Source organism: Paraburkholderia atlantica, assembly GCF_000092885.1.
GTDB lineage: Bacteria > Pseudomonadota > Gammaproteobacteria > Burkholderiales > Burkholderiaceae > Paraburkholderia > Paraburkholderia atlantica.
In genome coordinates, this window is record NC_014118.1 from 533,445 (window position 1) to 545,439 (window position 11,995).

Here is an 11,995-nt window from a genome sequence, read left to right on the forward strand (position 1 = left end):
TTGAAGCGTGGGTTAGACGGCGTCGATCATCTGATCGGCGGCGGATAGCGGACGGCGCGCGGTCTGCGAGGGCGTCGGCCGCGGCAGGTCATGGGGCGCGTCGTGCGGCGTGTCATGCGGCTTGCCGCCTGGCAGCGCGGGACCCGAGCGCATCAGTTTCAGCATGTAGTAGATGCCGGTGCCGAACACGAGGAAGTAGACGGCCACGAACGTCATCAGCGACAGACCTACCTGCTGCGTGGTCAGCGGCGACACCGCCTGCGACGTGCGCATCACGCCGTACACGACCCACGGCTGACGGCCCGCTTCGGTGGTGACCCAGCCGGCCAGCAGCGTGATGAAGCCGCTCGGCCCCATCGCGACGCACAACCGCTGGAACCACTTCGCTTCGAACAGGCGTCCCCGGCGATGCAGCACCCAGGCCGCGATCGACATCGCGATCATCAGCACGCCGAGCCCGGCCATGATGCGGAAGCTCCAGAACACCACGGCCGAATCCGGCCGGTCTTGCGGCGGGAATTCCTTCAACCCGCGGATTTCGCCGTCCCAGCTATGCGTGAGAATCAGGCTGCCCAGGTGCGGGATCGACACCGCGTAGTGAGTGGTTTCGGCCTTCATGTCGGGGATGCCGAACAGGTTCAGCGCGGTGCCGCCTTTTTCGGTGTCCCAGATGCCTTCGATCGCCGCGATCTTCGCCGGCTGATATTCGCGTGTGTTCAGGCCATGCTGATCGCCGACGAATGCCTGGATCGGCGTCAGAATCAGCAGCAGCCACAGCGCCATCGAGAACATCTTCTTGACGGCGGGATCGCGTCGGCCGCGCAGCAGATGCCACGCGCCGACCGCCGCGACCACCAGCCCCGCGACGATGAACGCCGCCAGCGCCATATGGGCGAGCCGGTACGGGAACGACGGATTGAAGATGATCTTGAACCAGTCGAGCGGCACGACATGGCCGTCGACGACCTCGAAGCCCTGCGGCGTCTGCATCCAGCTATTGGACGCGAGAATCCAGAAGGTCGAGATCAGCGTGCCGATCGCGACCATCAGCGTCGCGCCGAAGTGCGCGCGCGGACTCACGCGCTGCCAGCCGAACAGCATGATGCCGAGGAAGCCCGCTTCGAGAAAGAATGCGGTCATCACCTCGTACATCAGCAGCGGACCGGTGATGGGCCCGGCGAAACTCGAGAATCCGGACCAGTTGGTGCCGAACTGATAGGCCATCACGACACCGGAGACGACGCCCATGCCGAAGGCCACTGCGAAGATCTTCGACCAGAACAGACAAAGATCTTTGTAGTAGGCCTTGCCGGTTTTCAGCCAACGCCACTCGAGAACGGCGATGAAACTGGCGAGACCGATGCTCAGCGCGGGGAAAACGATGTGAAAAGAAACCGTGAACGCGAATTGAATGCGCGCGAGATCGAATGCCGATAGTGCCGAGTTCATGATCCTGTTGTGCGTGATGGCCGCGTGAGCGGAATTACGCGCGTCGACCGATGTCGGTGCGCACTGCGCGGGGCAGATGGCGCAAGAGTAGGGGATCGAAACAAAATGTGTTGCAATGCGATGTGCGTCAAAAAACCGCCTTGTTTTATGCGAAATGCGCTTATTGATCGGGCAAGCCGTTGATGGGTCTCAAGTTTCTTTAAGCGGCCGATGCGTGGCCGTGTGTGCGTGGTTGTATGTGCTGCGTCAATCGACCGCGCCGCAGCAACGCTTGCCGCGCAGCCTTGCGCGGCAAGGTCGCGAGCGGTGCCCCGTCGTCAACCGACAATCGATCCATCCAAACCGACTTCGTCGGTCCGGTTGCTAGTCAGGCGGTTTTTTTATCTCTACGATGCGGCCGTTTCCGTAGTTGCCGTTATTCATTGCCCGATTCGCACGGCGTTCTGTCATGCGTCGTGCGCATGCTTCATGAGCAGCTTCCGCTTCATCCACCTGCCGGCGACGGCAGACTTCAACGACAAGGAGTCAGCAGATGAGCACGATCAGGACGAAAGACGGTACCTCGATTTTCTACAAGGACTGGGGCAAGGGTCGCCCGGTCGTGTTTTCGCACGGCTGGCCGCTGACCGCCGATGCGTGGGATGCGCAGATGCTGTTTCTGGGCAACAAGGGCTTTCGCGTGATCGCGCACGACCGGCGGGGTCACGGACGGTCGGAGCAGCCGTGGGACGGCAACGAGATGGACACCTACGCCGACGACCTCGCCGCACTGATCGAACATCTCGACTTGCAGGACGCGACGCTGGTCGGCCACTCGACGGGCGGCGGCGAAGTCGCGCATTACATCGGCCGGCACGGCACGGGGCGTGTCGCGAAGGCCGTGCTGATCGGCGCGGTGCCGCCGCTGATGCTGAAGACCGCCAATAATCCGCTCGGCCTGCCGATCGATGTATTCGACGGCATTCGCAAGGGCGTCCTCGACGATCGTTCGCAGTTCTTCAAGGATCTGGCCGTACCGTTCTATGGCTATAACCGCGAGGGCGCGAAGGTGTCACAGGGCGTGATCGATTCGTTCTGGCGCCAGGGCATGGCCGGCTCGATCAAGGGGCTATACGACTGCATCAAGCAGTTCTCCGAAGTCGACTACACCGAGGATCTGAAGAAGATCGACGTGCCGACCCTGGTGCTGCACGGCGACGACGACCAGATCGTGCCGATCGACGCAGCCGGCCGACGCACCGCGGAGATCGTCAAGAACGCGACGCTAAAGGTCTATGCGGGCGGCCAGCACGGCATGTGCACAGTGGAGGCCGACAAGGTCAATGCCGACCTGCTCGAATTCATTGGCGCTTGAGGTAATTCGGTGACTGCGCGGGCGGCGTACAGACGCCGCTCGCGCCGGATGCCATGCGACCGCGGGCGTCGGGCAAATCCACTCCCTGGAACGGAGACCCGAACAAAGTTATACGATGTCATATTAATATGATCTGCGTATGTTCTTGTTTCTTAAGGGAGTGCGAGACCTGCTCTGTGCATTTTAAGGGTAAATGCGGAGTTGAAATCCGCTTGTCCATCGCCGATAGTACGTTATCGTACAACTCGGTCGGTTATGCGACGCGCTCAGCGCGATCCGCCGGCCGCTCAAACCCTCTGTCTGTTCTCTGCAGACCTCGCGCGCGGCGCAGTTAAAGGAACCCCCTATGAAGAAGATTGCCCTGAGTGGCGCCGGCGGCCAGCTCGGCTCCGTGGTACGTGCTGAATTCGTCGCGCGCGGCGTGCCGGTGCGCTCGGCCGCTGGCTCCAAAGTGCTGACGCCGCTCGTCGACGGCGAAGACGTGATGAACGGAGACCTGCGCGATCCGGCGGTCGTCGACCGTCTGCTGAACGGCGTGGACGTGCTGATCCATTTCGCCGGCACGAGCGTCGAGCGTCCGCTGCCCGAGATCATCGAGAACAACCTGCGCGGCCTCGTCGAAGTTTACGAAGGCGCGCGCCGCAACGGCGTGAAGCGCATCGTGTTCGCGAGCTCGAACCACGCGATCGGCATGTATCCGGTCACCGAGCGTCTGAGCCTCGATTGCGAACTGCGCCCGGACGGCTTCTATGGTCTGTCGAAGGTGTGGGGCGAAGCGCTCGCGCGCATGTACTGGGACAAGCACGGCATCGAAAGCGTGTGCGTGCGCATCGGCAGCTGCCTCGACAAACCGACCGAGCAGCGCCACCTGAGCACCTGGTTCGGCCACAAGGATCTGATGCATTTCCTCGATCGTTGCATCGAAGCGGAAGACGTCGGCTTCCTGACCATCTGGGGCGTGTCGGCCAATACGCGCAGCTGGTGGGACAACAGCGTCGGCGCCGCGCGTCTCGGCTACCAGCCCAAGCAGAACGCCGAAGAGTACGCGCAAGACATCCTGTCGCGCCCGAATCCGCTTGATGAACTGGGCCAGCGCTTCCAGGGCGGCAGCTTCGTCGGCATCGACTACTCGCGCAAGGATTAAGTCCCGGGCAGTTCGACGGGCAATTCATCAATTTCTGGGCGACCGGTGTTCCGCGGATTCTGTCCGGGCCGGCATGGCAAACGTTCAAGGCGTGGATTCCGCTGTACTTGATGACCGAGCGTCACATGAACCTGACGGAAGTCGCGATGTTCGCGTGGATGCCGTTCCTCGCGGCTAGTGCGGTCGGCTCGTGCGGGCCGATCCGGCGAAAGAAACGGCAGCCATGAGTGGGCGCCGTTTTTTTTATTTGTGGGTTTTGGGGCGGTTGGCCGGATGCAGGCGTCGTGGCGCGAGCATCGCGACAAACCTATTCGCTGAGGAGCCGCTTCAATTCGTCAAGGAATGAGGCGGTCGTGTAGCTCCAAAATTTCGGGTTAGCTCGAGGCGCTCGAGATTAGCGTTGCTTTGACCTTTTCCCAATCCCTGGCGACGGGCTCCATCGTCCGTTGCCGCCACTCGCGTCGCAAGATGACGGGCAGGCGTGCGCGGGCGGATTGCTTGTCAAGGTGGCCTAGGACGATGTCCCGCACCGCCTCAGGGCTCCACCCGCTCCATTCGCCGGCCACGAGGAGATTTGGCAAAAACGCTGGAGCCACCTCGTCGCGCAGGATGTCTTCCAGCTCCTGCAGCCCAAAACCTGAACATCTCAGTCTTTCCGCGACGTACCGGCAGGCAATCTCGTCGAATTCCGTGTCAAGAAAAAGTTCAGAGAGCGCCACCCACACCGGAAGGCGGCGTTCGACTTCATCAGGCTTCAACATGGGCGACTGTAGCGAACGTTGTTGAGCATCGCATTGTGATTATGCTTGAGTGACTGCCACCTTATCGGCGCACAGTCGTCTGATAGACCGTACCGAATACGATGTCACTGCCGAAGGCGAAAAGTATGCCCCCGATCAACGCCACCGCGCCCACGCAGACAGGCGCCGTTGCTGCACACATGCCGGAGGCAACCGTGCCGGTACCGACGGCCCATCCACTCCATGCACCTGCAACTCCTATTGTGCCTTGGCGGGCGATCTCCCGCGGCTTATTCTCTGCCTTATAGACTTCATAGACCCCGACGGCGATCGAGACCAGAAGGAGGCGACGACCGACCGTGCCAAGCTTTCGGGCGAGCGTACTGGCCGACGTCCGGTCGGTGCCGGCACTTTGGACGATGCGCAGCCAAACAGCAGATTGTTCGGTCTCGGACAAGGCTGAAACGGAACGTTTGAAGAGTGCCTGCGCATTCTTTTCGGCCAAACTGGCCAGAGATGGGCTGGCCCTCTTGAGGTTCATCACATACGCCCTGACAGTCGGACTCGTACGCATACGAGTCAATTCGAGAATTTGCTGACGCATGGCGTGAGCTTGTTCTGCCGCTTCGGCAACACTGAGCTTCCCGCTTCTGACCCGTCGCTGGAAATCGCCACTCATGGCTTGAATATCACGCAGGTATTGCGCGCGAACACGTTCATCTCTGATGCATGCGGCGGCAAATTGGCTGGCAGTTCCCTGTAGCGCCGCTAGGGCTTCATCAAGGGGCTGTGGTTGTGTTGAAATCATCGTTGCTCCCACAAGAACCCCGCCAAGATAGCTGTCGACCACAGGGCCAGGGAATGGGCGATGGATGATTCTCGTGTCTACTTAGTCCGAGGAGGGGGAAGTTTTCGACTGCATATCGATCCCGGTCATGCACTAGCCAGGCGGGCTAACACGAAGGAGCAGACGGCAATCCGAGGAGACGCGGGGCGGGGAGTCGCCATCGCTAAACACGATACGAACGTGTCGCGTTAGCCGGCAAAAGAGCTCTACGGCCCGGAAGAGGGAAAGGACATCACGCGCGAACTACGCACGACGCCCAGAAATGCAGAGTGCAATCGAGCCGGCCATCGGTCAAATGAACACCGACGCACAACCCGATCGCAACTATTTCGAACCTGCATCAAATCAAGCAGTCTTCTGCCCAATCTCGTGATTCGCGAGCACTTCGAGTGCGCGCACCATCGCCGAGTGGTCCCACGCCTTGCCGCCGTGCGCGACACACGCGTTGAACAGCGCCTGGCAAGTGGCAGTGTTCGGCAGCGACACGCCGAGCGCCTGCGCAGTCGACAGCGCGAGGTTCAAATCCTTCTGGTGCAGCTCGATGCGGAAGCCGGGATCGAACGTGCGCTTGGTCATGCGCTCGCCGTGCACTTCGAGAATACGCGACGACGCGAAGCCGCCCATCAGCGCCTCACGCACGCGCGCCGGATCGACACCCGCCTTCGACGCGAGCAACAGCGCTTCGCCGACCGCCTCGATGGTAGCTGCGACGATCACCTGGTTGGCGACCTTGCACACCTGACCCGCGCCGACCGCGCCGATCAGCGTGACGTTCTTGCCCATCATGTCGAACATGGGCTTCACGCTGTCGAACGTGGCCTGTTCGCCGCCGACCATGATGGTCAGCGAGCCGGCCTTCGCACCGACTTCGCCGCCCGACACCGGCGCGTCGAGGTAGTCGGCGCCGATTTCGCGCACGCGCGCCGCGAAGTCGCGGGTCGCCATCGGCGAGATCGAGCTCATGTCGACGACGGTCTGGCCGGCGCGCAGCGCGCTCGCGAGGCCGTTCTCGCCGAACAGCACGCGCTCGACGTCCGGCGTGTCCGGCACCATGATGAAGATTACGTCCGCGTTGGCGGCGACCGCGGCGGGGCTGTCGCATGCGACGGCGCCGGCTTGCGTCAGTTCGGCGGGCACGCCGCTACGCGTGAACGCTGCGAGCGACACGCCGTTTTTCAGAAGATTGGCGGCCATGGGCTTGCCCATGATGCCGAGTCCGATAAAGCCTGCTTTTTTCATGGAATGCTCCGAAGATGTCGTGGCGGCCGCGCTCAAGCTTCGCCCGCCGGTTTCTGCATGAAGTGTTTCTGCGCCGCCTGCGCGGCGCCCTTGAGCAGCCCGAGATCCGCGCAGACGGCGACGACGCGCGCGCCCATCGACAGATAACGTTCCGCGTCGGCCTGCACCGGCGCGAGAATGCCGCTCGACTTGCCGGCCGCCTGCGCGCGCTCGAACACATGCGCGATCGCCTGCTGCACGTCCGGATGGCTCGCATTGCCGAGGTGGCCATACGATGCCGCGAGGTCGGACGGACCGATGAACACTGCGTCGATGCCGTCCACCGCGAGGATGCTGTCGATCGTCTCGACCGCCTTGCGGCTTTCGATCTGCGGGATCACGCAGATGTTGTCGTTGGCGATCGCGAAGTAGTCGGGCACTGTGCCATAGCGGTTGCCGCGATGGCCGACCGACACGCCGCGGATGCCGTGCGGCGGATAGCGCGTTGCCGCGACCGCGCGGGTGGCGTCGTCGGCGCTGTCGACGAACGGCACCAGGAAATTCGAGAAGCCGCTGTCGAGGAATCGTTTGATCGCGACGCTGTCGTTAGCCGGTGGTCGGACGACCGGCGCGCTGCCGCTGTCCTTGAGCGCCATCAGTTGGGGGATCAGCGTGAGCACGTCGTTGGGCGCGTGTTCGGCGTCCAGCAGCATCCAGTCGAAGCCGACCGTGCCCAGCAGCTCGGTGGCGATCGGGCTGGCAAGTGATGCCCAGCAGCCGATCTGGGTTTTTCCCTCGCGCACCGCGCGCCGGAAGCGGTTGGGCAAGGACTCGTAAGGCGTGACGGCGGGCATGCGGTGTCTCCTCGAACGACGATGGATCGGGAAAAAAGCTCTGACGACCGCAATAAACCACGCAGAACGCGAGGTTATAAGTCGTCGTATGACCAACGGCAGGTTAGCATTGCGCCCCTCCGTTGTAACCGTCGTGTAAACCCGAATGACCCTGTCCGACAAGCGTTTCGGGTTGCATCGAACCCGCGCAATGTTGTAGGATGACCTATATCTGAAGCCTCCATTCAAGGAAAGCCAAAATGCCCATTACCGGTGACATGCTGATCGGTCGCAAAGCCGTGCGCGGCGAAGAAAAACCGCTGCGCGCGTTCAATCCTGCCACGGGTTCCGAGATTGCCGAGCCGGTGTTCGGCAGCGGCACCGTCGAGAACGTCGAGCAGGCCTGCGCGCTCGCGCAGCAGGCGTTCGACGCCTACCGTCAACTGCCGCTCGCAGTGCGCGCCGAGTTTCTGGATCGTATCGCGGACGGCATCACCGCGCTCGGCGACGAGCTGATCGAACGCGCGATGGCTGAATCGGGCCTGCCGAAGGCGCGTCTGGAAGGCGAGCGCGGCCGTACCACCGGCCAGCTGAAACTGTTCGCGCAAACCGTGCGCGCGGGCCAGTGGCTCAACGCGACGCTCGATTCGCCGCTGCCGGATCGCAAGCCGCTGCCGCGTTCGGATCTGCGCATGCAAAAGATCGCGCTCGGTCCGGTCGCCGTGTTCGGCGCGAGCAACTTCCCGCTCGCGTTCTCGGTGGCGGGTGGCGACACCGCCGCGGCGCTGGCCGCGGGCTGCCCGGTCGTCGTGAAGGCGCACCGCGCGCACCTCGGCACCTCGGAACTGGTCGGTCGCGTGATCCAGCGCGTCGCGCAGGAAATGGATCTGCCCGAAGGCGTGTTTTCGATGATCGTCGGCGCGGGCAACTCGGTCGGCGAGGCGCTGGTGGCGCACCCGGCCATCAAGGCGGTCGGCTTCACCGGTTCGCGCGCGGGCGGCACGTCGCTGATGCGCGTCGCGGCGGCACGTCCGGAGCCGATCCCCGTCTACGCAGAAATGAGCAGCATCAACCCGGTGTTCCTGCTGCCGAACGCTCTGACGGCACGCGGCGATAGCATCGCGCGCGGTTTCGTCGACTCGCTCGTGCTCGGCGCGGGCCAGTTCTGCACGAACCCGGGCCTCGCCATCGCGATCGACAGCGACGCGCTGAAGGGCTTCGTCGCGACCGCATCGGAAGCGCTCGCTGCCAAACCGGCGCAGACCATGCTGACCTCGGGCATCCACGCCGCGTATGAAGACGGCGAAGGCAAGCTGGCCGCAACCAAGGGTGTCGAAGTCGTGGCACGCGGCGTCGCCGCTACCGGCCCGACCCAGGCTTGCGCGGCGCTGTTCGTGACCGACGCGCAGACGTTCCTCGCGAACGCGGCGCTCGAAGACGAAGTGTTCGGCCCGGTGTCGACGATCATCCGCTGCAAGGACGAGCAGGAAATGCTGAAAGTCGCCGAGCACTTCGCCGGCCAACTGACCGCGACGCTGCAAATGGACAGCGCCGACGTGGCGGCAGCGAAGAAGCTGGTGCCGATTCTCGAGCGCAAGGCCGGCCGCATTCTGGTCAACGGCTTCCCGACCGGCGTCGAAGTGTGTCACGCGATGGTCCACGGCGGCCCGTTCCCGGCAACGTCGGACAGCCGCGCGACCTCGGTCGGCACCACGTCGATCGACCGCTTCCTGCGCCCGGTCTGCTACCAGGACTTCCCGGCCGAGCTGCTGCCGCAAGCGCTGGCCGACGGCAACCCGCTGGAACTGTGGCGTCGTCGCGATGGCGAACTTACGCGCGCTTGATCGCGTGACGCCGTCCTGAACGGATGCGCGCCTGGTGCCGATATCGGCGCGGGCGCGCATCGAAGGGAAGGGCGCGAGCAGGCAATCGCAGGATAAAAAATGGCCGGGAATTTCCCGGCCATTTTTTTCGCCCGCGTGCTTCGTGAAAATCAGCTGTTCGCGTCGCTCGCTTCATTCGCGCGACGCAGCCGCTCGCGGCTATTGGACAGATGCATGCGCATCGCCGCGCGCGCGCCTTCGGCGTCGTGCCGGCTGATCGCCTCGAGGATGCTTTCGTGCTCGAGGTTCACGAGCGACAGATACGCATCAGGATCGGCGCGCGCGATGCCGGCCGAGTCGAGCCGGTTGCGCGGAATCAGTGCGCTGCCCATCTGCGACAGGATGTCGACGAAATAGCGGTTGCCGGTTGCACGCGCGACCGAGATGTGGAACTGCAGATCGGCCTCCACGCTATCGAGCCCGTTGTGACGCGTGGCTTCGATCGCGTCGAGTGCGGTACGCATGTGCGCGAGGTCGTCCGGTTTCGCGCGTTGCGCGGCAAGACCGGCACATTCGGTTTCTAGGCTGATGCGCAGCTCCAGAATGGACAGCACGTCGCGCAGCGTGGTGGCGGGCACCATGTCGATACCGAGCTTTTCGCGCTGCGGCTCGAGCACGAAGCTGCCGATACCGTGCCGCGTCTCGATGATTTTGCCTGCCTGCAGGCGCGAGATTGCTTCGCGGATCACCGTACGGCTCACGCTGAGCGTGTTCATCAGCTGCGATTCGGTCGGGAGTTTGTCGCCCGGCTTCAGCACGTTGGCCGCGATCTGCTCGGTGACGTAATTGACGACGAACTCGGCAAGATTGCGAGCGCGTCGTGGCGGTGCCGCGGATGCTAGTGGTGTAGCCATCGAAAACGCTCCTGGTCTGAAAAATCGCTGGGAATCCTGCATTTTTATTATATCGTCGTCTGACGACTGATTATATAAGCGCCGATTCGATTTCGGCGCGAATGTCACATATATCGGAGGACGCCTGAAGTTCGGCGCCCCGACGCGCACGGGATCGCGCGAGGCGCCGGGCGTCCGCCGGCCGGAAGTACGATAACCGGAACGATAACTGAGCCTATAACGGGCTCACGCCGAGCGCAACTCGACCCGCCGGATGTCCTTGACGATCACCAGATAGCTGATCACCGTCATCAGAGCGTTCGCGCCGACGAACACCAGCGCGCCATTGAACGAGCCCGAACGCGCGACCAGATAACCGATCACGATCGGCGTCACGATGCCGGCGATGTTGCCGAACATATTGAAGATCGCGCCGGACAGACCGAGCGCTTCCTTCGGCGCCGTATCGGCGACGACCGCCCAGCCGAGCGCGCCGATGCCCTTGCCGAAGAACGCGAGCGACATCAACGCGACGACGATCCAGTCGGTCGACACGTAGTTGCAGCCGATGATGCAGGTCGACAGCAGCATGCCGCCGACGATCGGCACCTTGCGCGCCACGGTCAGCGACCAGCCGCGGCGGCTCAACCCGTCCGACAGCACGCCGCCGAGCACTCCGCCGAGAAAACCGCAGATCGCCGGCAGCGAGGCCACGAGGCCCGCCTTCAGGATCGTCATCCCACGCGCCTGCACGAGGTAGATCGGAAACCACGTCAGGAAGAAGTAGGTCAGCACGTTGATGCAGTACTGCGCGAGATAGACGCCGAGCAGCATGCGGTTGCCGAGCAACTGACGCACGAGCGTCCAGCCGCCGCTCTTCGACACGTCGTCCGGACGCGCCTTGCGCGCACCGCCGACGAGGCCGCCGCCTTGCTCGATGTACTCGAGTTCGGCGCGCGACACGCCCGGGTGGTCGGCGGGATTTTTCATGACCTTCAGCCACGTCAGCGCGAGCAGCAGCCCGACCGCGCCCATCACGACGTAGACCGTCTCCCAGCCGAACGCATGCGTGAGCCACGCCATCAGCGGCGTGAACACGACCGCGGCGAAGTATTGCGCGGCGTTGAAGATCGCCGATGCGGTGCCGCGCTCGTTGGTCGGGAACCAGCTCGCGACCACCTTCGCGTTCGCCGGAAACGCCGGCGACTCGGCCGCGCCCATCACGAAGCGCAGCACGAACAGCGCGGTGATCGCCGCCCCGGCGCTGCCGAGCAGGCCGACCGAGCTTTGCAGCAGCGTGAACAGCGACCACAGGAAGATGCTCGCCGCGTACACGCGGCGCGCGCCGAAGCGGTCGAGCAGCCAGCCGGCCGGCAGTTGCGACAGCACGTAGGCCCAGCTGAATGCGGAAAAGATATAGCCCATGCGGATCGCGTCGAGGCTGAATGCCGTGCGCATCGCGGAACCGGTGACGGACAGGGTCGCGCGGTCGGCATAGTTGAGGGTGGTGATCACGAAGATCAGCGCCAGAATCCCGTAGCGGACCTTGGTGCGTGCCGCGCTAGAGGCGGCTTCGGTGGAACTGGCCGTGCGGCTCATATCCATGGGTCATCTCCTGTATGGTCGGGCGAGGTGTGGTCTCTACGCCGGGCGGCGCGCAGACCACCTGCGTGTCGTGCAAATGCACGAACGCC

At 63.5% G+C, this 11,995-nt stretch carries 10 protein-coding genes and 1 pseudogene; 4 read left to right on the forward strand and 7 right to left on the reverse strand.

The window, feature by feature from the left end:
- Nucleotides 1-12: 12 nt before the first annotated feature.
- Nucleotides 13-1,449: a cytochrome ubiquinol oxidase subunit I gene (locus tag BC1002_RS18435; protein ID WP_013091505.1), complete on the reverse strand. Its 1,437-nt coding sequence runs from the start codon at nt 1,447-1,449 to the stop codon at nt 13-15.
- Nucleotides 1,450-1,981: 532 nt separating this feature from the next.
- On the opposite strand from BC1002_RS18435, the gene BC1002_RS18440 reads away from it, so the two are divergent.
- The 3 genes and pseudogenes from BC1002_RS18440 to BC1002_RS37775 form a co-directional block, all read left to right on the forward strand.
- The gene (locus BC1002_RS18440) at nt 1,982-2,803 is read left to right on the forward strand and encodes an alpha/beta fold hydrolase (protein WP_013091506.1); all 822 of its coding nucleotides are present in this window, start codon (nt 1,982-1,984) and stop codon (nt 2,801-2,803) included.
- 346 nt (nt 2,804-3,149) lie between these two features.
- Entirely contained in the window at nt 3,150-3,947 is a 798-nt protein-coding gene (locus BC1002_RS18445; protein ID WP_013091507.1) for an NAD-dependent epimerase/dehydratase family protein, read from the forward strand.
- A gap of 29 nt (nt 3,948-3,976) precedes the next feature.
- A pseudogene (locus BC1002_RS37775) lies at nt 3,977-4,123 on the forward strand (MFS transporter); the annotation flags it as partial.
- Nucleotides 4,124-4,321: 198 nt separating this feature from the next.
- Here the strand turns inward: BC1002_RS37775 and BC1002_RS18450 are convergent.
- The 4 genes from BC1002_RS18450 to garL form a co-directional block, all read right to left on the reverse strand.
- Nucleotides 4,322-4,708: a DUF7079 family protein gene (locus BC1002_RS18450; protein WP_013091508.1), complete on the reverse strand. Its 387-nt coding sequence runs from the start codon at nt 4,706-4,708 to the stop codon at nt 4,322-4,324.
- 61 nt (nt 4,709-4,769) lie between these two features.
- Complete coding sequence (locus tag BC1002_RS18455) at nt 4,770-5,495, reverse strand: hypothetical protein (protein ID WP_013091509.1); 726 nt, start codon at nt 5,493-5,495, stop codon at nt 4,770-4,772.
- A 384-nt stretch (nt 5,496-5,879) separates the two neighbouring features.
- Nucleotides 5,880-6,809 (reverse strand): 2-hydroxy-3-oxopropionate reductase, encoded by a 930-nt coding sequence (locus tag BC1002_RS18460; protein WP_083788705.1) that lies wholly within the window; start codon nt 6,807-6,809, stop codon nt 5,880-5,882.
- Nucleotides 6,806-7,606, reverse strand: a complete 801-nt coding sequence (gene garL, locus BC1002_RS18465) for a 2-dehydro-3-deoxyglucarate aldolase (RefSeq protein ID WP_013091511.1) — start codon at nt 7,604-7,606, stop codon at nt 6,806-6,808. Before garL ends, BC1002_RS18460 begins: the two co-directional genes overlap by 4 nt.
- A 239-nt stretch (nt 7,607-7,845) precedes the next feature.
- Between garL and BC1002_RS18470 the strand changes: the two genes are divergently transcribed.
- Nucleotides 7,846-9,429: an aldehyde dehydrogenase (NADP(+)) gene (locus BC1002_RS18470; protein ID WP_013091512.1), complete on the forward strand. Its 1,584-nt coding sequence runs from the start codon at nt 7,846-7,848 to the stop codon at nt 9,427-9,429.
- 149 nt (nt 9,430-9,578) lie between these two features.
- On the opposite strand, the gene BC1002_RS18475 is transcribed toward BC1002_RS18470, so the two are convergent.
- Both BC1002_RS18475 and BC1002_RS18480 read right to left on the reverse strand, forming a co-directional pair.
- Nucleotides 9,579-10,322 carry a FadR/GntR family transcriptional regulator gene (locus tag BC1002_RS18475; protein ID WP_013091513.1) on the reverse strand — a complete coding sequence of 248 codons (744 nt, stop codon included), beginning with the start codon at nt 10,320-10,322 and terminating at the stop codon, nt 9,579-9,581.
- 225 nt (nt 10,323-10,547) lie between these two features.
- Nucleotides 10,548-11,906 (reverse strand): MFS transporter, encoded by a 1,359-nt coding sequence (locus BC1002_RS18480; protein ID WP_013091514.1) that lies wholly within the window; start codon nt 11,904-11,906, stop codon nt 10,548-10,550.
- Nucleotides 11,907-11,995 lie beyond the last annotated feature (89 nt).

Bases quoted from the DNA above. Each gene is read 5' to 3' on its own strand.
- BC1002_RS18435 (WP_013091505.1), bottom strand. From the start codon at position 1,449: ATGAACTCGGCACTATCGGCATTCGATCTCGCGCGCATTCAATTCGCG.
- BC1002_RS18440 (WP_013091506.1), top strand. From the start codon at position 1,982: ATGAGCACGATCAGGACGAAAGACGGTACCTCGATTTTCTACAAGGAC.
- BC1002_RS18445 (WP_013091507.1), top strand. From the start codon at position 3,150: ATGAAGAAGATTGCCCTGAGTGGCGCCGGCGGCCAGCTCGGCTCCGTG.
- BC1002_RS18450 (WP_013091508.1), bottom strand. From the start codon at position 4,708: ATGTTGAAGCCTGATGAAGTCGAACGCCGCCTTCCGGTGTGGGTGGCG.
- BC1002_RS18455 (WP_013091509.1), bottom strand. From the start codon at position 5,495: ATGATTTCAACACAACCACAGCCCCTTGATGAAGCCCTAGCGGCGCTA.
- garL (WP_013091511.1), bottom strand. From the start codon at position 7,606: ATGCCCGCCGTCACGCCTTACGAGTCCTTGCCCAACCGCTTCCGGCGC.
- BC1002_RS18470 (WP_013091512.1), top strand. From the start codon at position 7,846: ATGCCCATTACCGGTGACATGCTGATCGGTCGCAAAGCCGTGCGCGGC.
- BC1002_RS18475 (WP_013091513.1), bottom strand. From the start codon at position 10,322: ATGGCTACACCACTAGCATCCGCGGCACCGCCACGACGCGCTCGCAAT.
- BC1002_RS18480 (WP_013091514.1), bottom strand. From the start codon at position 11,906: ATGGATATGAGCCGCACGGCCAGTTCCACCGAAGCCGCCTCTAGCGCG.